This window comes from Paenibacillus methanolicus, from assembly GCF_008124765.1.
Lineage (GTDB): Bacteria > Bacillota > Bacilli > Paenibacillales > Paenibacillaceae > Paenibacillus_Z > Paenibacillus_Z methanolicus.
Genome location: NZ_VNHS01000005.1, coordinates 486,593 through 507,431, shown reverse-complemented (window position 1 = coordinate 507,431; position 20,839 = coordinate 486,593). Strand labels below are relative to the sequence as shown.

Annotated in this window: 24 protein-coding genes and 1 rRNA gene; 8 read left to right on the top strand and 17 right to left on the bottom strand. The window is 56.5% G+C overall.

Annotated features, from left to right (window positions below; translation table 11 throughout):
• A 16S ribosomal RNA gene (locus tag BCM02_RS16200) occupies positions 1 to 174 on the bottom strand; the annotation flags it as partial.
• Between the two features lie 454 nt (positions 175 to 628).
• Between BCM02_RS16200 and BCM02_RS16195 the strand changes: the two genes are divergently transcribed.
• From BCM02_RS16195 to BCM02_RS16185, 3 genes are all read left to right on the top strand, one after another.
• The gene (locus tag BCM02_RS16195; RefSeq protein ID WP_148930128.1) at positions 629 to 811 is read left to right on the top strand and encodes a hypothetical protein; all 183 of its coding nucleotides are present in this window, start codon (positions 629 to 631) and stop codon (positions 809 to 811) included.
• A gap of 220 nt (positions 812 to 1,031) precedes the next feature.
• Complete coding sequence (locus BCM02_RS16190; RefSeq protein WP_246183398.1) at positions 1,032 to 1,760, top strand: MgtC/SapB family protein; 729 nt, start codon at positions 1,032 to 1,034, stop codon at positions 1,758 to 1,760.
• Positions 1,761 to 1,776: 16 nt separating this feature from the next.
• On the top strand, positions 1,777 to 2,562 hold the full coding sequence (locus tag BCM02_RS16185) for a DeoR/GlpR family DNA-binding transcription regulator (protein ID WP_148930127.1): 786 nt from the start codon (positions 1,777 to 1,779) through the stop codon (positions 2,560 to 2,562).
• 148 nt (positions 2,563 to 2,710) lie between these two features.
• On the opposite strand, the gene BCM02_RS16180 is transcribed toward BCM02_RS16185, so the two are convergent.
• The 9 genes from BCM02_RS16180 to BCM02_RS16140 all read right to left on the bottom strand — a co-directional run bounded on the left by BCM02_RS16180 (position 2,711) and on the right by BCM02_RS16140 (position 9,340).
• Positions 2,711 to 3,544, bottom strand: a complete 834-nt coding sequence (locus BCM02_RS16180; protein ID WP_148930126.1) for an HAD family hydrolase — start codon at positions 3,542 to 3,544, stop codon at positions 2,711 to 2,713.
• 119 nt (positions 3,545 to 3,663) lie between these two features.
• A complete protein-coding gene (locus BCM02_RS16175; RefSeq protein WP_148930125.1) occupies positions 3,664 to 4,227 on the bottom strand; it encodes an NUDIX domain-containing protein in 564 nt (187 codons plus the stop codon).
• A 22-nt stretch (positions 4,228 to 4,249) separates the two neighbouring features.
• Positions 4,250 to 4,834, bottom strand: coding sequence for a P-loop nucleotide/nucleoside kinase family protein (locus BCM02_RS16170; protein WP_148930124.1), 585 nt, complete (start codon positions 4,832 to 4,834; stop codon positions 4,250 to 4,252).
• Positions 4,835 to 4,966: 132 nt separating this feature from the next.
• Positions 4,967 to 5,389 (bottom strand): organic hydroperoxide resistance protein, encoded by a 423-nt coding sequence (locus tag BCM02_RS16165; protein WP_148930123.1) that lies wholly within the window; start codon positions 5,387 to 5,389, stop codon positions 4,967 to 4,969.
• Positions 5,390 to 5,483: 94 nt separating this feature from the next.
• Entirely contained in the window at positions 5,484 to 6,569 is a 1,086-nt protein-coding gene (locus BCM02_RS16160) for a YhgE/Pip domain-containing protein (RefSeq protein ID WP_246183397.1), read from the bottom strand.
• 32 nt (positions 6,570 to 6,601) lie between these two features.
• A complete protein-coding gene (locus BCM02_RS16155) occupies positions 6,602 to 7,030 on the bottom strand; it encodes a MarR family winged helix-turn-helix transcriptional regulator (protein ID WP_148930122.1) in 429 nt (142 codons plus the stop codon).
• A 182-nt stretch (positions 7,031 to 7,212) separates the two neighbouring features.
• Entirely contained in the window at positions 7,213 to 7,905 is a 693-nt protein-coding gene (locus BCM02_RS16150; protein ID WP_148930121.1) for a metal-dependent hydrolase, read from the bottom strand.
• Positions 7,906 to 8,135: 230 nt separating this feature from the next.
• Positions 8,136 to 8,786, bottom strand: coding sequence for a nitroreductase family protein (locus tag BCM02_RS16145; RefSeq protein WP_148930120.1), 651 nt, complete (start codon positions 8,784 to 8,786; stop codon positions 8,136 to 8,138).
• A 125-nt stretch (positions 8,787 to 8,911) separates the two neighbouring features.
• The gene (locus tag BCM02_RS16140; RefSeq protein WP_148930119.1) at positions 8,912 to 9,340 is read right to left on the bottom strand and encodes an RrF2 family transcriptional regulator; all 429 of its coding nucleotides are present in this window, start codon (positions 9,338 to 9,340) and stop codon (positions 8,912 to 8,914) included.
• 199 nt (positions 9,341 to 9,539) lie between these two features.
• Between BCM02_RS16140 and BCM02_RS16135 the strand changes: the two genes are divergently transcribed.
• Together BCM02_RS16135 and BCM02_RS16130 are read left to right on the top strand one after the other, a co-directional pair.
• A complete protein-coding gene (locus BCM02_RS16135) occupies positions 9,540 to 10,208 on the top strand; it encodes an ArsR/SmtB family transcription factor (RefSeq protein ID WP_148930118.1) in 669 nt (222 codons plus the stop codon).
• Positions 10,205 to 10,501, top strand: coding sequence for a hypothetical protein (locus tag BCM02_RS16130; protein ID WP_148930117.1), 297 nt, complete (start codon positions 10,205 to 10,207; stop codon positions 10,499 to 10,501). The genes BCM02_RS16135 and BCM02_RS16130 overlap by 4 nt, the downstream gene beginning before the upstream one ends.
• Before the next feature lie 273 nt (positions 10,502 to 10,774).
• Here BCM02_RS16130 and BCM02_RS16125 read toward each other — a convergent pair whose 3' ends face one another.
• From BCM02_RS16125 to BCM02_RS16095, 7 genes are all read right to left on the bottom strand, one after another.
• Positions 10,775 to 11,932 carry a cation:proton antiporter gene (locus BCM02_RS16125; protein WP_148930116.1) on the bottom strand — a complete coding sequence of 386 codons (1,158 nt, stop codon included), beginning with the start codon at positions 11,930 to 11,932 and terminating at the stop codon, positions 10,775 to 10,777.
• A 123-nt stretch (positions 11,933 to 12,055) separates the two neighbouring features.
• Positions 12,056 to 12,340, bottom strand: a complete 285-nt coding sequence (locus tag BCM02_RS16120; RefSeq protein WP_148930115.1) for a hypothetical protein — start codon at positions 12,338 to 12,340, stop codon at positions 12,056 to 12,058.
• Between the two features lie 14 nt (positions 12,341 to 12,354).
• Positions 12,355 to 13,635, bottom strand: a complete 1,281-nt coding sequence (locus BCM02_RS16115) for an ArsB/NhaD family transporter (RefSeq protein ID WP_148930114.1) — start codon at positions 13,633 to 13,635, stop codon at positions 12,355 to 12,357.
• A 196-nt stretch (positions 13,636 to 13,831) separates the two neighbouring features.
• Positions 13,832 to 14,599 carry a methylenetetrahydrofolate reductase gene (locus BCM02_RS16110; protein ID WP_148930113.1) on the bottom strand — a complete coding sequence of 256 codons (768 nt, stop codon included), beginning with the start codon at positions 14,597 to 14,599 and terminating at the stop codon, positions 13,832 to 13,834.
• 186 nt (positions 14,600 to 14,785) lie between these two features.
• Positions 14,786 to 15,571, bottom strand: coding sequence for a hypothetical protein (locus tag BCM02_RS16105; protein ID WP_148930112.1), 786 nt, complete (start codon positions 15,569 to 15,571; stop codon positions 14,786 to 14,788).
• 94 nt (positions 15,572 to 15,665) lie between these two features.
• The gene (locus tag BCM02_RS16100; RefSeq protein ID WP_148930111.1) at positions 15,666 to 16,079 is read right to left on the bottom strand and encodes a VOC family protein; all 414 of its coding nucleotides are present in this window, start codon (positions 16,077 to 16,079) and stop codon (positions 15,666 to 15,668) included.
• Between the two features lie 278 nt (positions 16,080 to 16,357).
• Positions 16,358 to 18,112 (bottom strand): glycoside hydrolase family 35 protein, encoded by a 1,755-nt coding sequence (locus tag BCM02_RS16095; protein WP_148930110.1) that lies wholly within the window; start codon positions 18,110 to 18,112, stop codon positions 16,358 to 16,360.
• A gap of 165 nt (positions 18,113 to 18,277) precedes the next feature.
• Between BCM02_RS16095 and BCM02_RS16090 the strand changes: the two genes are divergently transcribed.
• From BCM02_RS16090 to BCM02_RS16080, 3 genes are all read left to right on the top strand, one after another.
• Positions 18,278 to 19,165: an AraC family transcriptional regulator gene (locus tag BCM02_RS16090; RefSeq protein WP_187434246.1), complete on the top strand. Its 888-nt coding sequence runs from the start codon at positions 18,278 to 18,280 to the stop codon at positions 19,163 to 19,165.
• 86 nt (positions 19,166 to 19,251) lie between these two features.
• Positions 19,252 to 19,704: a GNAT family N-acetyltransferase gene (locus BCM02_RS16085; RefSeq protein WP_148930108.1), complete on the top strand. Its 453-nt coding sequence runs from the start codon at positions 19,252 to 19,254 to the stop codon at positions 19,702 to 19,704.
• Positions 19,705 to 19,730: 26 nt separating this feature from the next.
• Positions 19,731 to 20,750 (top strand): DMT family transporter, encoded by a 1,020-nt coding sequence (locus tag BCM02_RS16080; RefSeq protein WP_425466182.1) that lies wholly within the window; start codon positions 19,731 to 19,733, stop codon positions 20,748 to 20,750.
• Positions 20,751 to 20,839: the final 89 nt, after the last annotated feature.

The window sequence follows — 20,839 nt, the reverse complement described above, 5'->3', positions numbered from 1 at the left end:
TATCCGGTATTAGCATTCGTTTCCGAATGTTATCCCGGTCTTACAGGCAGGTTACCTACGTGTTACTCACCCGTCCGCCGCTAACCTTACCCCGAAGGGTAAGATCCGCTCGACTTGCATGTATTAGGCACGCCGCCAGCGTTCGTCCTGAGCCAGGATCAAACTCTCCATAAAAGACAAATTGGATTGCCGTAACCGGAGGTTACGAGCAGCATTTTGTCATAACTACAGAGCTTTGTTTAGCTCATTTCTTACGTTGACATATATCGCTCATTGTTCAGTTTTCAAGGAACAAGTTAGTATCGCTTTGCTTGTCCGTCGCTCTCGCGGCCGGAATTAGAATATAACACATTCTTGCATTCCGTTGCAAGCAATTTTATTGAATTCTGCTTTCGCTGCCGCTTATTGCGGCGACAACGTTTAATACTATAACTCGTTTCCCACCATGAATCAAGTGGTATTATTTTACTGCTTTTCGAATGTCATTTTACCCGTGGCTTGTCTGTACTATACATTTAATTAAACTGCGTGTGGGCCGCTGTTGGAGATTGCCTTGCTCATGCCCCGTGATTGATATAAATTTGGTCTAGGCTAATGATGAATAGGAAACGATTGGAGGATACCCGAAATGCGTACGGAAGATCAGGTGAAGAGAAAACTGAACGAGTTGATGATGCAGCATAAAAACCTGCGGGTAACGATTGCCGAGGAGAATGCAACCGCTCATCCTCAATTGCAGCGCTTGGAGGATATGATCGCTTTATTGGAATGGGTGCTACATGCACCGAGCGGGAGTTATCACAATTCCTAAATAACAGAATATAAATGAATGCCCCTGGGTATATAAGCATATTGCTTTGATGGTGGCGACTTAGATGAATAGGTGCAACACCATCAACACTTTGGATTCTTGTGGATCTTCGATCATTTCGTTGACCGATCGGTCACCAAGGATTATGATGCTTTATATGACATGACGCCTTTTTATTTGTTCTCGATGTTTACTTTGCTTGCAGAAAGGGGAGATCCGGTTGGAGTTCATCCACAATCCGGAAGTTTGGCACATTAGCAACTGGGAGATCGCCTTTCGCATGGTGCTTGCGCTCCTCCTAGGCGGTATGGTCGGCATTGAACGGGAGCTAGGCGGGCATTTCGCGGGGTTCCGGACTCACATTCTTGTCTGCCTCGGTTCGGCGGCGATCGTTATTCTATCGATCTACGGTTTCTCTGAATTCGCTTCCGAGCCTAACGTCCGCATGGATCCCGCGCGCCTCGCCGCCCAAGTAATCAGCGGCATCGGCTTCCTGGGGGCCGGCACGATCATGAGAACGGGGTTGACGATCTCTGGTTTGACCACGGCGGCATCGTTGTGGGTCGTGGCGGCAATCGGACTCACGGTCGGCGCGGGATTCTATTTCGGCGCAGGCGCGCTGACGTTTCTCGTCGTGATCAGTTTATTTTTCTTCAATAAGATGGAGAAGCGATTCTCGAGAACCAAGAAGACGCGACACCTCATCGTTCGCGTCGCGAGCGGCTCTACTTGCTTGAACAAGGTTGTCAGTTATTTCAGCAGCAACGGCATTCAAATTAATAAGCTCCTAATGGAGAAGGATGAAGACGCCGCCGGTAAAAACGAGGGAGTTCTAATCATCCGCCTGCACTTGAAGCTGAAGAAGTCGAACAAGTACGAACAAATCATAGCCGATCTCTCTTCCTTAGAAGGTATGCTGGGGCTAGAGACGGAAGGCGAATCGATCTAATCAGGGGTAATCTACGATGTCCTTAACATTCGAAGACCGCAAGAAGCAAATCATGAGCAAGCTGGAGCGCGACGGCAAAGTCGGCGTTCCTCAGCTCGCGGAAACGTTCAACGTCTCGTCCGAGACGATCCGCCGGGATCTAGACCGGCTGGACAAGGAAGGTTTATTGAAGAAAGTGTACGGCGGCGCGGTCAAGTCCCGCTCTTATGCCATCGAACCGCCGTTCGACCAAAAGACGGTCCTTCATGCCAGCGAAAAGGACGCGATCGGAGCGCTCGCCGCTTCGCTCGTCTCCGACGGCGACAGCATTATGCTCGGCAACGGCACGACGCCGCTCGCGATGATCAAGCATCTGGCCCAGCGGAAGAACGTGACCCTCGTGACGCATTCCGTTCCGGTTATGCTGGCGGCGATGGAGCAATTCGGCGGACGGATTATTTTCATCGGCGGCGAAGTCAACGTCCATCAACGGACGGCGAGCGGCCCGCTGGCAGAACTCGCGTTGAAGCAGCTCAAGGTGAATAAAACGTTCATCTCGGCCGGCGGCATCACGCAGGCGGACGGCATCACCGATTACGACCTGTATGAGGCGCATATCGCGCGGCAAATGGCGGAACGTTCCGAGGCGCTTATCGTGCTGGCCGATCATTCGAAACTCGGCAAATCAACGCTTGCCCATATTTGTCCGCTCAAATCGATATCGGCGCTAGTGACGGATGCCGGCTGCTCGGACGAATGGCGGGAACTGTTGGACGAGAACGGCGTTGAGCTTCTGATTGCGGGGACAAGCGAAGAAAAATAGCATGGCCGATGCCGAATGTATAGCGTTCGGCTTGGATAAAGTCCGATCGACTGCGATTGCTATCGGTTGAAAGAAACAAGGTTATAAATGAGATAAAGGAGGCATCCCGCGGCATGGGAAGCCTCCTTTTCGGTTACACAACTAATCGTTACGCCAAAAGAGCCGCGAGTTCACTTAAAGAGGAGACGCTGTAGCTTGGCTTCATACCTTCAATCGGCTCCCGGCCGTAACGGTTCAACCAAACGCTCGTCATCCCGATTCCGTTCGCGCCCTTAATGTCCGTGAGCATATTGTCGCCGATCATCCAGCAATCCCGAACCTCTTCGCCGAGTTCTTCTAGCACCTTCTCATAAATGATCGAATAAGGCTTACCTACCTCATAATGGCCGGATATGAACACACGCTCGAAAAATTCGCCCAAACCTTGCACGCCGTCGACCTTCTCCTGCTGCAGACTCGGATCGCCGTTAGTGAGCAGTACCATGCGATGCGTTGGCTTCAGCGCCGTTAGCACGGTAAAGGTATCGTCATAAACAAATGGTCTCGAACGTCGTTCGGCCATGAATCGTTCCGCCAGCTTGCTTGACAGGTCGTCAGCCTTCTCGCCGTCCGCTCCCGCGCGCGAAAGGGCGTTCCGCCACACTTCGCGGCGGTAGACTGGCGCGATCTCTTCCAGTTTGCGAAGCATCGGATGGTCGCCCCGGTCGAAACGCGCCCACAGCGCTTCCAGTTCGGTCACTTCGATTGCTTCCGCATAGCCGTAAGTATCGTAACTTCGGAACAACCGCTCCGCTTCCTCTCTGGCCAACGCCTCCAGCGCTTCGCCATCGACTCCCGCTTCCTGTTGGGCAAACAGACAGACCGCCTCGAACGCTTCCTTCACGCTGCGCTCATCCCATATCAACGTGTTATCCAAATCAAAAATCAGCGTCCTTGGCCTTTTATTAATTCCCGCCATCATCGAGATCACGCTCACTTTCACTTCTCTATACTGCTCCTAAGGGAATGGTAAGCGATGTTGTGCTTTTGTGTCAACTTCGTGTTGATATTTGTTGTTTGCATATAAAAAAATGACCAATTACAACCAATCCGCATAATTGGCTAAATGCGAAATAATCCTTGCCCGTTCAAAGGAACAATCGGATTATGATCCGCGTGCAAGCCGTTCCCATTATTAGAAAGCGCGATATCGACGAGCCAGCGCGTCAATGTAGCCACCTGCATCGTCTCCATCTCTTCCAAGCTGAAGAAGCCCGCTTCATCCACCTCGACGCCGTCAGCCTTCGGATCGCCGGACGCGTACGTCATAGCGAACGCAAGATAAACGTTATGTATGCCTCTAGGTTGGTCCCGCAGCGCCACGATCCGGGTTGCTTCGGCCACGATCCCCGTTTCCTCGTACACTTCTCGCTTAATCGTCTCCTGAATGGGCTCGAGCTGTTCGATATAACCGCCCGGGTTCGTCCAAAATCCCTTGCCCGGTTCTTGCGCCCGCCGAACGAGCAGCACTTTGCCTTCCTTCATGACTAGCGCGCCGACCCCTATGCTGTAATTCCCCCAGTGGATAAAACCGCAGCCTTCGCCGGCGCATGCCTTGCGCGGCGTACCGTCGATATCGATCTCCGCCAACGCGGACCCGCACTTCAAGCAAAAATTCGCTTCCATCCCGTACCCCTTTTCTCCTCGCCTATAGGTCCAATAAACGTTCTAATACGGACAACTTCTCCACCGTTAATGGTCCCGCGTTGTCAAAGCGCATTACCGCTTCCAGACGCAGCGGCCATGCGACCTGTCTTGGCGCAAGGGAAGCTGCGAACGTATCCCAATTCGCTAATTTCCAATCGTCGAGCTTGGAGCCTCGACTTACGATGCGATCCCGGTAGTCCGCCTCGCCCGGCAGGGTGACGAACAACACCTTAACATCCACGCCCTCCGGCGACTCGCCAATACGGTCAAGCTCGCGGGCTAACCAGCTTGAATCGGCGGTTTCCTTCGTAAACGGTCCAATCACGAACGATTCAATCCCCAAACCAACATTCTCGAGCGCCGCGTCCATCGTGATCCGATAGCCCAAGTCTCTGCACAATGCCTTGTAGGCGGCGGAATCCCGGTCATCCGGATCGAGCCCCTGCAGCGTCATGATCGCCTCCGCCGCCGGACGCAGGAGCGTATCCATATCAAAAAAGGCGCTGCCGCGTTTGGAGGCAAGCGCCTTGGCGACCGTTGTTTTACCTGCTCCGGCCGCGCCAAGGACAAACACGAGCCTTTTCACCTGCCACACCCCCACTATCCGAACGTATGTCAAGAATAGCTCAAATTCCCGTCTTTCGTAAATGACAAAAGGGATTTCCGAAGCGCTCTCGTTCATCCGATGCGCGTTTGGAAATCCCTTCGACGTAATCTATTAGACAACCCGCAAATCGACGGAAACGTTGCCTCTCGTCCCTTTGGAATACGGACAAATGTCGTGCGCGGCGTTCACAAGCTGCTTAGCCGTCTCCGGATCGACGCCGTCCACTTTGACGTCAAGCGTAACGCCGAGCTTGAAGCCGTTATCCGCCTCGTCGCGCAGCAGCGAGACGTGCGCGGTGACCTGCGTCCCCGTAACGCCTTGCGCGCCTTTGGTTCGGATGGCCAGCTGAAGCGCCTGGTCGAAGCAAGACGCGTAGCCCGCCGCGAACAGCTGCTCCGGATTCGTGCCTTCACCGCCCGCCCCGCCGAGCGACTTGGGCATTTTGATGTCCAGATTGAGCACGTTGTCCGAAGAAACCACCTTGCCGCTCCGCCCTCCGGTCGCCGTTACCGTTGCCGTGTATAATACGTTCATCGTACCCGTCCCCTCGTATCCTCAATAGTCGGTTACTGTGTTTTGCCTTCCGTATTGTGGATCAAGAGGAGGAATGTTATGCAACGTCCCGAAGTTACGCCGCCGCTTTCACTGGCACCGTCGCCTTGCCCCGTTCGCTCCATGCAATTCGAATGATGCTCAGACCGAGCGCAACGACCGTGATCCATACTAGCCCCATCGCCGAGCCGGACAACGAACCGCCGCCATATACGAGCCGCATCGCGCCATCGACTCCGTTAGGCACCGGAAGGAAGCTGCCGAGCTCGCGATAAAATGGCGAGAGCATGGACGCCGAGATGATATTACCCGCCGTCATGAGCTGAACCGGGATCAACAAGACGTTAAAGAGCGGAGCCGCGTTGCCGAAATACGCGAAGGCAAACTGCGTGACGGTCAAACTAGCGGCAAAGACGAGCGCCTCGAAGCCCCACAGCTGCCAGAAAGAAGCTTCCGCCGCCAAAAAGAGCTTGGTCGCGGCCGACATGAGCAGCGGCACGACTATCGCGATCCCCGCCAAAATAAACTGTCTGCTGAGGAAAATGTCCCATTGGGAATACTCGCGTATCAGACGCATGGACGAAATATTAAACTGGATGTTCGCCGTCATGGATGCGATATAGGGGATGAAGCCGAGAATCATCGGCAGCATCGATGTCGCGAAGTTGGAAATCGGGTTCGTCTTAACGACTTCGCCCTGAATCGGCATAGGCTTGGCATCCGGAACGATGACCCCGTTCAAACCCGTCGTCAGCCGTGCCGCCATTCCCTCCATCACCGACTTGACGACCTCGGAGCTTCGGTCATTGACGTAGTAGGTCAATCGGGCACCGCTTCCGGATTGCGCTTGCTCGGCCAAGCCGGAGGGAAGCGCGATGACCATATCCATTCCGCCTTCGTTCATGTCATCGAGCGCCGCGCTAAGCTCCGCCTGAGGAATTACTTGGAAGGGCATGCTATCTATGACGCTCGCGATCCGGTCTTCAGCGCCTGCGGCATCGACGCCGACGAGTCCGACGCGAAGCTGGTCGATTCGGTCCGTGGCATGATTGTAACCGGTCATCCAAATGAGCAGGAATACGGCGGGAACGAAAATCGAGAATACGATTCCGATCCGGGTTTGCAAAATGTTCAACATCGGGCTAGCAGATTTCAAGTCCATCCATCCTCTTATGCATATTTTCTGTATTCGGTTCAGTCCTGCAAGTTATCGTGCATCTTGGCGATCACGCGTTCGAACAGTTCCAGCTCTTCGTCCGAAATGCCTCTCAACGCTCGGGCGCGCGTATCCGCCTCCCAAGGCGCAAGCTGATCTAATATTCGTTCCGCCTCTTCCGTCATATACAGCAGGAAAGCGCGCCGATCCACCGGATCCGGACTTCGCTTAATAAGGCCTTTGGCTTCGAGCTTCTCGATGATCTTGCCGGTCGTTGCTTGATCCTTGTACATCTGCTCGGCCAGCTTCTTCTGGCTGATGCCATCCTTCATCCGCAAGTTCACGAGCAATCCGAACTGCTCCGGAGTCAAGTCAAACGCCTTGGTATGCGAGCCCATGACTCTTCTGTATACGGAAGCCGTATGGTGTAACAGATAACCGAGCGAATGTTGATCGCGCATTGGCATTGAGAATCTATCTCCCCTCCAATTTAATATGTATACTTATTATATGTGTACTTATTATTTGTCGTCAATGTTCCTTTTATTGGAGTCGAATGGGGATAATACAAAAAACTGCCGCTCGGGCAGTTTTTTCAAACAGATTATGGTGGCTGTTCGAAAAAGCTCGTTGACGAGGCATTCTTCGTTTATAGCTCGATCGACTCGCCCGGCGCCAGCACTTTGCCTTTGAGCCCGCGGCTCGCAAGCTTCGCAACGAATGCCTCCGCATCCTGCTTGATGACCGGGAAGGAATCGTAGTGCACCGGGATAACCAGCTTCGCGTTGTACCATTCCGCCGCTTGCAGCGCGTCCTCCGGTCCCATCGTGTAATGATCGCCGATCGGAATGAAGGCGACGTCGATCGCGTTGCGCTCGCCGATCATTTTCATATCGCCGTAGAGCGCCGTGTCTCCAGCATGCAAAATCGTCAGACCGTCGGCGCGAACGATAAAGCCCGCCGGCATACCCGCGTACACGATTTGCTGCGTCTCTTCCAAGACGATGCCCGAGCTGTGGAAAGCTTGTATCATTTTCGCTTGCGCAAAGCCGAGATCGATCGTGCCGCCCATATTCATGCCGATCGTCTTGACGCCTTTCCAGGACATGTACGTCGCCAGCTCCACGATGGCTATGACCGGCGCGTCGTTCGCTTTGGCGATCGGCTCCGCATCCAACAGGTGATCCGTGTGCGCGTGCGTCAGCAGAACCGCGTCCGCTTGGATGTCCTCCGGCTTCGTAACCGCGAGCGGGTTGCCTCTCAGGAACGGATCGATGACGAGCGATTTGCCTTCGGACGTCACGACTTGGACGCAGGAATGACCATGATAAACGATTTTCATAGGGATTTCCTCCTTTGGGCGCCAAGCTTATTGTTCACTGCTTGGCGATGTGCGTAATCGTGGGGCCAGGTAATATTAGACTTTGAACGCCGACGTGAAATAGTTCGCTTGGTTAAGCCCGAATTCCTCTCTTCGCGCCGAGAACGTATCTTTACGGAAGAAAAAGGAGCTTCCGTTAAAGAAGCTCCTCCCCGCTGATCGCGATCTGCGAATGCGAACTTATGATATAATCAAGCGTTGAAATGATCGTTCCAAAACGTCACGCGTTCGACCGGCAGCCGCGTCGTCGGATGACCTTCCTTCTCCGCCTTGCCGACCGCAACGAGCAGCAGCGGCGCAAATCGGTCCGGAATCGCGAACGCCTCCTTGAATTTGTCCTTGTCAAAGCCGGCCATCGGAACGGTATCGAGCCCCTTGGCCCGTGCGGACAGCATCAGCTGCATCGTCGCCAGCCCGCCGTCGAACATCGCCATCTCCTTGCGCTGCTGTTCGCTCATCGCCGGCAGCATGGCCGATACGCGCGCCACGAAACTTTCTTTGATCTCTTGCGTCATATAACCTCGCGCGACAGCTTCGCCATAGATTTCCTCGAGATGCTCATAGCATTGCAAATCGCCCAAAATCGCGATGACCGCGGAAGCCGTCCGAACCTGCTCCTGGGAGTTCGCAATCGGGAACACTACCTCTTGCAGCTGCGGATCGTCGATGATTAGAAACCGCCAAGGCTGCAGGTTCGCGGAGGACGGCGCAAGCGTCGCTTCTTGAATCAACGCCTCTAGTTCGCTTCGTTCGAGTCGAAACGACGGATCATAGGCCCTCACGGATCTTCTGCTCTCGATAACGTTCAAATAAGAAACCGCCTCTTGCGTACGTTCGGTCATTATGATTCTCCTCCCTCGATTTACTGTGCTCGTAACTAGCACAGTTATGCTATGAAAAACGGCTGCACTTCTTAACTGCAACCGATATAAGCACATTATAGAGAAAGGAAACGCCATGCGCAACCTTATTTTGGCGTAAGCGTCTCCATCAAATCGGCAAGCGTATAGCCCTGCAGAAACTCCTGCATTCGCTTATCGGCTTCCAGCATGATCTCATCCATCGCCGAATCGAGCATCTCGGTCTGTTCGCATGCCGCTTCCGCCGCGGCGCAATCGTGTTCTTCTCCTCTAACGGCCATGTACACCTCCGCCAAGGAAATCCGATCCGGCGACGTCTTGAGCCCGTAGCCGCCCTCGCGTCCTTCCCGCGTCTCGACGATCCCCGCATTGGCCAGAAGGGCCAGAATCCGCCGTAGAAAGGTGGCATGAGACTGCACCGAACAAGCGATCGTCGCACTGGATTGGAAAGCGCCGTCCTTCGCCAAGTAAATCAAGATATGCACGGCTTTGCGAAATTTAGGCGGCTCGATTTGATAAGTCCGATTCGTCTTCATTCGTTCCTCTCCTTTATAGCTTCAGTCTACTCCACCTCAAGCCGCGGTTGCAATGTCCGGATTCGCAAGCAAGCCATCCGAGCGCCATATAAAAAAGAGGCGCCGTACGATGCCAAAATGCGGTTGACAATTATTACCGTCATATTTTATTATACGAGTAAATAAATTTGACCGTGTAAAACGATTAGGATGTGAAAATATGTTGGACCAATACTACATGATCACCAACTACGACCAGCTCAAAGCGCTCAGCGACCCGTTCCGGGTCAAAATTCTAAACATGCTCATCGAGGGCTCCTATACCGGCCAGCAGATTGCGCACAGTCTTGAGATTCCGCGAGCCAAAATCCACTATCATCTGAATGAACTGGAGAAGTACGGGTTCATTCACGTCGTTCATACAGAGGCCAAAAACGGCATCATCCAAAAGTTTTACCGTTCGGTTGCTTACAGCTTCCGCATTGCCGACGACCTGCTGCCATACGCGGCCGAAGTCGGGGATTATTATCGCCACAGCATGCTGGAAGTGCTTAACCGCGCGAGGCTTCGCGTCATCTCCGCTCCCGAAGAAGCCTTCCGCACGACGATCGACGACGTGACGCGTCGCCCGCGTCTCATGATGCAGGCGGAAATCCGGGCAACCGAGGCGCAATTCGTCGATTGGCTCGTCCGCTTCCGCAAACTCGTGGAGGAGCTCGACCAGCTCCCCGAACCCGAAAATCCGGATGAAGCCAAATGGTATTATTTCTCCGGCATCGGGCTGCAAATCGACGAGCCTCGCTTCGGGACCGATCGCGAGCCGGCCGTCGAAGAACCGATTTCCGAACAAGAAGACCACTTAACCACCCTCAAGGAGGAAGAAGAATGAATCCTATGCACCCGTATCAATTCGAACAAATGCATCAGGCGCAGGAGGCCGAACTGGCCCAACGCGCCCGCCATGCATGGAAATTCGCCGACGCGAAGCCTCGCAAGAAAATCGTCGCCAGCCTGATCGAACGGTTCGCGAAAAGAAAAGACGATGCGCTGAAACGCCAAGCTTATCTCGTCTTGGAAGAGATGCTGCGACACGAGAACGACGAATTCCGTCTGCGCGCCGCCGAAATTATTCTCCGTCCCGCTCGGGGCGCCGCCATTCCTCGCTCGGTGCGTCGTTCGTAATGCGCATCCCCCGTATAATCGCAGCGATGCGAATCCAGCCTATTCTCGCCACCCGTCGCACAGCATGCCATCAAATCGAAGCCGGCACGCATAAAAGCTCCTTCCCGGGCAAGACCTTTAGAGGTCGGCATTCCGCGGAAGGAGCTGTTTTTAACATATAGGAAAATATGAATTTTACAGGTATGCAAGAGCCTCTATGTCACCGGAATGAAACGCGCAGCGCCGCAAAAAGCGACGGGGCCGTTTCACGCGATCGTCCCGTTACGCCTACGCTTATGCTTCCGCTTTCTCCTGACCGCCATCTGCCTGATCCCCGAAAAACCATTTCATCATCGGCGGCGTCACGATCGTCGTCAGCAGCACGACCACCACGAGCACCGCGAACAAGTCCGGCTGCAGCAAGCCCGCTTCCTGTCCGATCGCAGCGATGATGAGGGCAACTTCGCCCCGCGACACCATCGCGGCGCCGATGCCGAGCGCGCCGCGCCAGCCAAAGCCCGCCGCCTTCGCGCCGATCGCGGAGCCCACTAACTTGGAGACGACCGCGACGACGGTCAATCCAGCGATTAAACCGAGCTGGGACGAAATACCCGCGAACTCCACCTTAACGCCAATCGACGTAAAGAAGACCGGCACGAAGACGGCGTAGCTGATCGTCTCGATTTTCTCCGTCACCTCGTGCCTGTAGCCCGTGAAGCTGATCGCCACGCCCGCCATGTACCCGCCGATGATGGCCGCCACGCCGGTATACTCCGCCATGTACGCGAACGCGAAGCAAAGGATCAATGCGGCCGACACGACCGATTCCGTCACCCGGAGCGGCGCGAACAGGCGCAGCACGAGCGGCACGAGCTTCCACGCCGCCAAGATGCCGATTGCGAAGAAGGCGACTTTCTTCAAGATGACGACGCCAAGATTAACGTCGCCGCCCGCCAGACTCATGACGAACGCCAAGGCGATAATGACGAGCACGTCGTCGATGACCGCCGCGCCCAATATCGTCGTTCCTTCCCTCGACTTCAGCCGTCCCATTTCCTTCAACGCTTGAACGGAGATGCTGACGCTCGTCGCCGAAAGCAGCAGGCCGAGAAAAATCGATTCGAGCGGCGGCAGATCCATCAGCATGCCCGCACCGTAACCAAGCGCAAGCGGCAGCGCGATACCGGCTATGCCGACGAAGGACGAGGCTTTGCCCGTGCGCTTGAATTCATCCGCATCCGTCTCCAGTCCCGCCAGGAACATGAGCAAAATGACGCCGATCTGGCTCAGTTCCTCCAGCACGTCCGTTGCCGTTATCAGTCCCAGCACGGCCGGTCCCAAAATAATGCCAATGAGCAGCTTGCCTAATACGGCCGGCTGGCGAAGCTTCACGCTTACATCGCCGGCCAGCTTCGAGGCGAGCAAAATAATCGCCAAGTCGAAAATCAACATCGTTCAACACCATCCTTATTTGGTAGTATGCGCAAAAAAAGCCTGCCGCCAGCGGACCCCGTGCGATAGGCACGGCGATCCCTTGGTGACAGGCTCCTCCGATTCATTGCTCGTATTCCGTTGTTACGCCTCCGCCCAAGCAAGCGACAGGATCAGCTTCGCTTTGAACAGCGCCGTCAGGAAATCCGCGTAATGCGCATCCCGGACGATGATTTTGTACGCATGGTCCGGATAGACGTAGAACAGCGCGTCCGTGTAGTCCTCGTTGTCCTCGAACCGCCGCTGAATGTCTTTCATCCGTCCCGCATACGGCTCGGCTTGCAGCAGGCGAATTCGAAATTCGGTCTCCGCGCCGTCTCGCCTCTCCTGTACTTCAATCACGGTTTCGTCGAACCGGTATTGAATCATCGTTCAGCCTCCCCTTACATCAAATACCGGATGTAAATGTATACGCTGGCCATCGCAACGGAGAGCAGCATGAGCGGAAACCCGATCTTCAGATAGTAGAGAAACCGGATTGGATGACCCTCCTTGCCCGCAAGCCCCGCTACGATCAAATTCGCGCTCGCGCCGATCAAGGAGCCGTTACCGCCGAGACAAGCGCCCAGCGCCAAGCTCCACCAGAGCGGCTCGAGATTGTCCATGCTCATCTGCCCCATCTCTTGAATCATCGGAATCATCGTGGCCACGAACGGGATATTGTCGAGGAACGCGGACGCTATCGCGCTCAGCCATAAGATCAGCATCGACGTCGCGACTAGATCGCCCCCGGTCAGCTCGATCGCCTTGGCGGCCAGCTGCGCGATCACTCCGGTCTCGACCAAGCCGGACACCAGGGCGAACAGCCCGACGAAGAAGAAGATCGTCGTCCACTCGACCCGGGTGAGCGCCTGTTCCATCTTGTGCTCCCCCGTCAGCAGCAGCAGTACGAAGGCGCCGGTCAGCGCGACGGCCGACGACTCGAGATGCAGCGCTTGATGCAAGAAGAAGCCCAATATGGTCATCCCCATGACGATCAAGCACTTGATCAGCAGCTTGCGGTCCGTGATGAGCTCCGACATATCCAGCTTCATGATGTCCGCCTGCAGTTCGGGCGTCGTCCGAATCTGCTTGCGGAACATCCAGACGAAGAGCGGAATATAAGCCAGCATGATCAACATGGCGATCGGCGTCAAGTTGTAGATAAACGCCATGAACGTCAATTCCTCCACTTCGTTGCCGATCATGATGTTCGGCGGATCGCCGATCAACGTGGCCGTGCCGCCCACGTTCGAAGCGATAATCTGCGTGATGAGGAACGGAATCGGATTGACCCGAAGCTGCTTCGTAATGCTGAACGTAACGGGCGCCATGAGCAGAACGGTCGTCACGTTGTCGAGGAAGGCCGAGCCGAACGCCGTAATCAGCGCGAGCGCGACCAGAATGCGTACAGGCTCCCCTTTCACCTTCTTCGCCGCCCAGACGGCGACGTATTTGAACAGCCCGGTATCCGCCGTCACGCTGACGATGATCATCATCCCGATCAGCAAGCCGAGCGTATTGAAATCGATGTGATGAAGCGCCGCATCATGCTCGACGATCCCGAAGACGACCATGGCCAAGCCGCCAAGCATCGCCAGAATCGTTCGGTGAATCTTCTCCGAAATAATCAACCCGTAGATAATAACAAAAATGCCGATTGCCCAGTAAGCCTGTTGTTCCACATGTTCCCCTCCTTGCGAAATGCCGCCCGCCTAACGATGGTATACCCGAAAAAAGACAAAAAGAGCCCGCTGTTGGCAGGCTCCTCCGGTACTCTCCATATGAATAACTGTCGTTATTATAGCGGCAATCGGTTCCGGTTGTAAAGACCTTGGCGACGAAGCAAGCAGAACTCCGGTGCTCCGGCCGCGCGAACCCTTATTCCGCCCGCGTGCCGAATATGCCGTCCAAATACGCTTTCAAGTCCACCTTGATCGGCATCAAGTAGACGTTCGTCCCCGTCGTCGCGCCGTAGTCGAGGACGCTCCGCGCGAACCGCGTATTCCATTCCAAGGTCGGCTCGAAGCCGCCAGGGAATATCGCATTATTCTTCGTCTCCCAATAATTGCGCGATCTCTCGCTCATGACGGGCGATACGCCCCAATAAATCTCTTGCCTGCCCATCAGCTCGTGATAGACTTCCATCAGCCGCAGATCGAAAAACGGTTGGGTGAAAAAGCCGTCGACGCCCGCGTCCAGCTTGCGCTGAATATAATCGTATTCGGCGCGGAAGTTGTCCCGGTACGGGTCGATCGCCCCGTATACCTTCATCGCAGGGCGAGCTTGCTTCAGCTTGCGGATCAAATCCAAGCTCGTCGTCGGATAGACCGAGCGGGTCATGTCCTGCGGCGGATCGCCGGTCACGACGAGCACTTGATCGATGCCGTGTTCGTCCAACACGTCCGGCAAGCCGAAATGCTGCTTTAGATTGAAATCGATGGCCCGGATATGCGGGATGCAGGTGTCGAAGCGGCGGCCCGCCTGCGCGGCGCCTTCCCAGCTGCGCGTCGACAGGCGCAGCAAATCCGGTATGTTGATCGCATTGATCGAAGCGTAGCCGGTCTGCACAAGCTCAAGCTCCGCCTCCAAATGCGCGGTATCCCTCGGTATGAGCTCAATCGAGATGTTCAGCGCGTCCACATCCATTCTTTATCGTCTTCGTCCCCTGCCGTTCGGCGTGTCCCCACGTCTACCCATCCTCCCATTCCCGCTCTAGCATTCTATGTCCGCGTGCTGGTTTAGGAGACTATTTTCTACCCAGTCTATCATATTTCACTAGACCAAGGGGGATAGTCGTGATAAAAAATTATCGTCCGCGGCCTGTCGGGTAAATTATTCCCCGGCCAGCTGTCCGATCACTTGCTCCATGCCTTCATGCGCGCTGTACACGAGGATGAACGGCGCCTTGGCCGTGGACGGGCGAACGTGCAGCCGATCCGGCGAGCCCCCCGTTTCGTTCGTTGCGTAGCCGAGCTCGAAATAATAGGTCGGGCCGCCGCCGATGTCCAGTCGATACACTTGCTCGGCGGATCCCGCGATTGCAGGCAGCGCCCGTTGATCGATCTCAAGCTCGCGGCCATTCCACCGGTAACTCTCATCGTCCCGCGTCGAGAGGATCAGCTCGGCCTGCTCAAGCTTCCTTCCACCGTCCGGCGGAGCTTCGGCCCGATACAGACGAAAGTCCGGCACCGCCCTTCCTTCCATCACTTCGGCCGGTTTCCAGTCCAGCAGGTCTTCCCGCTCCCCGTTCGAAGCGAGCGTCACGGCATAGGTTTGGTACGGCCGAATTCCGCTTGGATCGTCGGTTTCGAATTCGAAGGTCGTTAGACTCTGTCCCTCGCCGCGCGTCAATCCGCTGATCGCCGTTCGGTCGGGTCCGTACAGAACGCCTATATCTTCCGACAGCCCGGTGACGAATACCTCCCGCGTTTCCCTCGCCCAGTTGGATTGCTCGTCTTCGCCCGACAGCGCCGCGAATAGACTAGACGCCTGAAAGAGCAACCAAACTACCGGAACCGCGACCAACAGGGCAAGAAATCCGCCTACGGCTCCGATTAGGACGGCCACCGTCTTTTTGCCGGACACGCCGCGCCGACTCTCCTCCTCTGGTCCTTGCATGCCAACTCCCCCTGAATTCCGCTCTCTTGCGAGCTTAATCGAGCTAGAGGACGATGGCAAACCTTTTGTGGCGGCTCGGCATTTCCGGCGCGATCTACCGCGTCTCTCCCGACTCCAATCCGAGAGGCGCGCCGAAGCATAGCCGGTAGCCGTACAGGTCTTCCACCAACAAATCCCGCATGCTGTAATCCATATTTTCCGGACCGAAAATAATATTAGCCCCGCTGGATTTCAATTCCTGATACACCGCATTCACATCGTCCACCCAAATGTAAGTGTCGAGCTCGACGCCTACGCGCCGATTCGGACGAACGGCGCCCTCAACCTTGCTCTCCTTGAAAAGAAACTGCACTCCGTCGCGCATCACGAACTCGCCGTCCACCGCGAAGCCGAGCACTTCGCTGTAATAGCGCTGCGCCTCTTCGAGGTCGGTCACGATAAATACATGCGAAGCGTATTTATAGCTAGGGCCGTTCGGGCCTTGCTCCTTCTGCTGATCCTGAATCATGAACGCTCACCTCCACATTATCATGTTACCCTCTACTATTTACCAGAACGCGGAAAAGCATTACAGGAACGCGCGGCGAACGGGCGTCGGGGAGATGGCCATGAAGCACGGGAGGAGGGGACGGCGCGAAGGAAGCAGTAACAAGGAAGTGCAGTAACATTGAAGTGCGTTAACATGAGCGAAACAGCGCGTCAAAAAGCCCCCGCTTCATCCGAAGATGATGCCGGGGCTTGCCTGAACCGGTGTTGGCAACGACGCTTCCGCTGGGGAGCAGCCGTTTAACCCAAGTTTGGGCGATCGACGAAGCTGAGCTCCGCCTTCTCCGTTCCGTGCAGCTCGAATACGATGAACTCGTTCTCGCCTTCGCGCAACAGCGGAGCCGGGATATAGAGCGTCCGCTGAGGGCCCGCTTCCCAATAGCGGCCGAGGTTGAAGCCGTTGCAGTAGACGACGCCTTTCGTCCAACCGTTCATCTCCAGGAACGTGTCGCACGGCTTGCCTTCCACGTTCAGCGCCGCGCGGTGGAACGTCGGCTGCGGATAGGCCGGCTCCGCGTTCGCGAAGTCCAGCGCCTCCAAGTTGTCGAGCGGCAGACAGTACGTCGTCCAGCCGAACAGGAACGCGTTGCCGATGCGCACGCCCTCGGTAATGCCCTTGCGGTCCAGCATATACGGTCCGTAGTTGATCCGTCCCATGTTCTCGACGACGATCCGCAGCCGCGCGCCTCCTTCCGGTACGGCATAGCGGATCGTCTTGGACTTATCGGCGCGCTCGATCACGCCGAGCAGCCGATCGTCCGCGAAGACGAGGGCGCGGTCGTGGCAATCTTGAATGACGAGCTCCTGCTCGTCGCGCGGTCCCGAGACGAACGTCTCGTACACGATAAAGCCGTCATTCTGGCCAAGCGCTTCCATCGTCTCCGGCGCGGCGGTCCGGATTGGCGGCGATAGACGCGTCATTTGATCGAACAAACCCGCCGAGGCCGTCGCCGCGATCGTGCCATACGCCTTGGCCGGAATCGGTTCCGGCAGCTTCAGCTCGGGCAGCTCCTCGAACTGCGCGATCACGTCCCGCACCGCGTAGAACTTAGTTGTCGGCTCGCCCGTCTCGCTGAGCGGGGAGTCGTAATCGTAGCTCGTGATCGTCGGCTGATACTCTTCCCGCGACGGACAGTTCGCCCCGCTCATGAAGCCGAAGTTGGTGCCGCCGTGGAACATGTAGAAATTGACCGAGGCGCCCAGCTCCATCATATCGCGGAAATGCGCGGCGGCATCCTCCGCGTCGCGGGTATGGTGCGGCTCGCCCCAATGGTCGAACCAGCCGTTCCAATATTCCATGCACATGAGCGGACCGTCAGGTTGATAACGGCGCAGCATCTCGAACGAACGGGCGGCCTGCGAGCCGAAGTTCGCCGTTTCCAACACGCCTTCGACCATCCCGCCCTGCAGCATGTGATGCTCCGGCCCGTCGGAGGTGAACAGCAGCACATCGATGCCGCGCGCGATAAGTCCGTCCCGCAAATAATTCAAGTACGCCTTATCGTTGCCGTAGCTGCCGTATTCGTTCTCGATCTGCACCGCGATGACCGGCCCGCCTTGCGTGATAAGCAGCGGCTTAAGCAGCGGCAGCAGCGCGTCGTAATAGTCGTCCACGTGCTTCAAGTACGGCTCGTGCATACAGCGCAGTTTCATGCCGGGATCAGCCAGCAGCCAAGCCGGCAGCCCGCCGAATTCCCACTCCGCGCAAATGTACGGGCTCGGGCGCACGATGACGTGCAGCCCCAGGTCGCCAGCCAACCGGATGAACGCCGGCAGGTTCGCGATTCCATCGAAATTAAACTGCCCTTTCTTCGGCTCGTGGAGGTTCCACGGCACGTACGTCTCCACCGTATTGAATCCGCAAGCCTTCAGTTTCAACAGCCGGTCTTCCCAGTATTCTGGCACGATTCTAAAATAATGCACCGCGCCGGATAAAAGCCGAATCGGCTCTCCGTTCAGCACGAACGATTGGCCTTCAACGCCGAATTGTCCCATCGATTCCTCACCTCTGCTTAATAGTCCCTTATTCCTCTTCATCGTAATGAGGATGGGAAGCCAATCGAATAGCCAAACCGTCCGATTGATTGACCTTTTGAGAGAGGGTCTTTTATACTGATGGCACTAGTCGCAATTCATTGTCGGGAGGGCACGCGTTACATAATGGACAACATCATCCGTCTTCCAAATATGATCAGCACGTTGCAGACGGTCGGCTGCCATTTCGGCGTCAAGCCGCCGGGCTGGCGCTACGAGCGCCACCATCATTTTCTGTTCGAAATTCTCCACTGCCGCGAAGGCGAAGTGATCCAAGTCGTCGGGCAAGATGCGCTGACGCTGCGGGCGGGCGACTGGCTGCTCATTAAATCCGGCGTTCCGCACGAGACGATCAATGAGGCATCCGGCGCGCTTTACCGTTATTTCAACGTTCATTTCGATCTGGACGAACCGAAGCTGCGCGAGCTGCTGTGCAGCGCCGATTACGTCCTGCTGGGCGATGACGAGATCTGCCCCGCCGCAGGGAGCGCCGGGCAGCTCGTCGAGCTCGAGACGATCATGAGCCGACATGGCGAAGAAGGGGACGCGGGCATGGAGAGCGCGATCGGTCAGCTTCGCATTCAAGTGTTCCTTCTTCAGGTGATCGGCAAATTCGCGGACAAGCTGTTCACGGAAGGTCCGCAGGCCGCCACCTCCGCATTCCGCGCGCCGGCAACGACAAGCGAGACGGAAATTGCCCGGGAAATGGAGCGACTGCTGCAACTCTACTATGCCCGCAAAGGCGCGATCAGCGAGGTTGCACGCACGATCGGACTAAGCCGAAGCCAATGCACGAAGATTTTCCACCATATTTACGGCCAATCGCCACGCCAATATGTAAGCGCGCTTGTGTTGAGCCGGGCCAAACATCTCCTCGTCTATTCCACCTTGACGATGGAGCGGATCGCGGAGGAGCTCGGCTTCGAGTCGGCGAGCCAATTCTCCCGCCAATTCCGGCGTTGGACCGGCATGGCGCCGTCGCACTACAGGCCGCGCTACGAGTCCAAGCGATAGGAACGACAGCGGCCGGGCTGAGACGAGCGGCTAGAGCCGCCCCCGATTGGCATCGGCCGAATCCATGCGTGAAAAGAGGATGCGACATGAATATTCGTACCGCAAACGAGCGGGATCTGCCCGCCATCGTGCGCTTGCTTAGCGAGGATGCGCTGGGATCGACCCGCGAGCTGGTCGCCGACCCGCTGCCCGTCGTCTATACGGAAGCGTTCGCGAACATCCAAGCGCAGCGGGGCAACGCCGTCCTGGTCGCCGAAACGGACGGCGAAATCATCGCCTGTCTGCAGCTCACCTTCATTCCCGGACTTGCCCGCAAAGGCATGCTCCGCGCGCAAATCGAAGGCGTACGGGTCGACGGTCGTTACCGCGGCCGGGGAATCGGCGAGCAGCTGTTCCGTCATGCGATCGACGCCGCTCGACGCGAAGGTTGCGGCATGGTCCAGTTGACGACGGACAAGTCCCGCGCCGATGCGCGCCGCTTCTATGAGAAGCTCGGCTTCGCCGCCTCCCACGAAGGCATGAAGCTCATGTTAATTTAATCGTTCCCGTACAGAAGGAGTACTTCATGATGAACGCAATGAACGCGGCCGGCCGACGGCCGCTCTTCGGCATGCTGCTGGCCATGACGATCTTCGGCACGGTCGGCTATGCGGCCGGCTTCACCGGTTTAAGCTCTTATGAGCTTGTCTTCGTCCGCTGCCTATGCGGCACGCTGTTCCTCGCCGCCGGATGGCTGTTATCCGGCCAAGCCGCTCGCGAGCGTTGGAACCGCAAGGAAGTGCTGCTCGTGCTTGCCAGCGGACTGCTGCTCGTCTTCAACTGGGTTTTCCTGTTCCGCGCCTTCGAGCTCATGCCGGTGACGGTCGCGATCTCGATCTATTACTTCGCGCCGGTGATCGTGCTGCTCGCGGGAAGCGCGCTGTTCCGGGAGCGGCTGACCTGGCACGCGATCGTCTCCATCGCGCTGTGCGCTTTGGGCACGGCGCTCGTATCCGGCATACGGCTTGATACGCCGCTCTCCGATTGGGCGGGCGGCGGCGTCCTGTGGGCGTTCCTCGCCGCGCTGTTCTACGCCGCGCTCACCTTGCTCGGCAAAGGCATCCGCGACATGAGTCCCTATGCCGTATCGATGCTGCAGACGGCGCTCGGCGTCGCCATATTGCCGCCGTTCGTCCAATTCGGCGCTTACGAGGGGCTATCGGCCAGCAACTGGACGGCGGCGGCCATCGTAGGCGTCGTCCATACCGGGCTCGTCTACTTCCTCTTCTTCGGCAGCGTCCGCCATCTGTCCGCCCGCGCCATCTCCGCTTTGGTCTTCCTCGACCCGGGCGTGGCCATCTTGGCCGATATGGCGCTGAGCGGATTCCGCCCGACTTGGCCGCAAGCCGCCGGCATCGCGCTGACGTTCGGCGGCATGGCCGTTATGCTGTTTCGCCGAGAGGAACCGAAGATCAATGTATATGGCGAAACGGCTGTCGCCGCTGCGGCGCGGCGCGTTACGTTCCGGAGAAGCGGATTGGTTTGCGTTCACAATCCTAAGATCGGGAATGCGGCATTCAGCGAGAATGAAATACAAGAGGAATGAATAAACGTGAACGTGAAACTTATAAATTGTTGCATTTGAAGCATAAAGGGAGCATGCCGTCGTCGCCTTGCGCGGGCGATGGCATGCTC

What these genes read in the sequence shown, in the direction of transcription:
- BCM02_RS16140 (WP_148930119.1), bottom strand. Translation starts at nt 9,340, where the DNA reads ATGAAGACGAATCGGACTTATCAAATCGAGCCGCCTAAATTTCGCAAA.
- BCM02_RS16120 (WP_148930115.1), bottom strand. Translation starts at nt 12,340, where the DNA reads ATGATTCAATACCGGTTCGACGAAACCGTGATTGAAGTACAGGAGAGG.
- BCM02_RS16195 (WP_148930128.1), top strand. Translation starts at nt 629, where the DNA reads ATGCGTACGGAAGATCAGGTGAAGAGAAAACTGAACGAGTTGATGATG.
- BCM02_RS16130 (WP_148930117.1), top strand. Translation starts at nt 10,205, where the DNA reads ATGAATCCTATGCACCCGTATCAATTCGAACAAATGCATCAGGCGCAG.
- BCM02_RS16175 (WP_148930125.1), bottom strand. Translation starts at nt 4,227, where the DNA reads ATGGAAGCGAATTTTTGCTTGAAGTGCGGGTCCGCGTTGGCGGAGATC.
- BCM02_RS16105 (WP_148930112.1), bottom strand. Translation starts at nt 15,571, where the DNA reads ATGCAAGGACCAGAGGAGGAGAGTCGGCGCGGCGTGTCCGGCAAAAAG.
- BCM02_RS16095 (WP_148930110.1), bottom strand. Translation starts at nt 18,112, where the DNA reads ATGGGACAATTCGGCGTTGAAGGCCAATCGTTCGTGCTGAACGGAGAG.
- BCM02_RS16155 (WP_148930122.1), bottom strand. Translation starts at nt 7,030, where the DNA reads ATGCCAATGCGCGATCAACATTCGCTCGGTTATCTGTTACACCATACG.
- BCM02_RS16085 (WP_148930108.1), top strand. Translation starts at nt 19,252, where the DNA reads ATGAATATTCGTACCGCAAACGAGCGGGATCTGCCCGCCATCGTGCGC.
- BCM02_RS16125 (WP_148930116.1), bottom strand. Translation starts at nt 11,932, where the DNA reads ATGTTGATTTTCGACTTGGCGATTATTTTGCTCGCCTCGAAGCTGGCC.
- BCM02_RS16100 (WP_148930111.1), bottom strand. Translation starts at nt 16,079, where the DNA reads ATGATTCAGGATCAGCAGAAGGAGCAAGGCCCGAACGGCCCTAGCTAT.
- BCM02_RS16160 (WP_246183397.1), bottom strand. Translation starts at nt 6,569, where the DNA reads ATGGACTTGAAATCTGCTAGCCCGATGTTGAACATTTTGCAAACCCGG.
- BCM02_RS16165 (WP_148930123.1), bottom strand. Translation starts at nt 5,389, where the DNA reads ATGAACGTATTATACACGGCAACGGTAACGGCGACCGGAGGGCGGAGC.
- BCM02_RS16110 (WP_148930113.1), bottom strand. Translation starts at nt 14,599, where the DNA reads ATGGATGTGGACGCGCTGAACATCTCGATTGAGCTCATACCGAGGGAT.
- BCM02_RS16150 (WP_148930121.1), bottom strand. Translation starts at nt 7,905, where the DNA reads ATGAAAATCGTTTATCATGGTCATTCCTGCGTCCAAGTCGTGACGTCC.
- BCM02_RS16090 (WP_187434246.1), top strand. Translation starts at nt 18,278, where the DNA reads ATGGACAACATCATCCGTCTTCCAAATATGATCAGCACGTTGCAGACG.
- BCM02_RS16145 (WP_148930120.1), bottom strand. Translation starts at nt 8,786, where the DNA reads ATGACCGAACGTACGCAAGAGGCGGTTTCTTATTTGAACGTTATCGAG.
- BCM02_RS16185 (WP_148930127.1), top strand. Translation starts at nt 1,777, where the DNA reads ATGTCCTTAACATTCGAAGACCGCAAGAAGCAAATCATGAGCAAGCTG.
- BCM02_RS16135 (WP_148930118.1), top strand. Translation starts at nt 9,540, where the DNA reads ATGTTGGACCAATACTACATGATCACCAACTACGACCAGCTCAAAGCG.
- BCM02_RS16080 (WP_425466182.1), top strand. Translation starts at nt 19,731, where the DNA reads ATGATGAACGCAATGAACGCGGCCGGCCGACGGCCGCTCTTCGGCATG.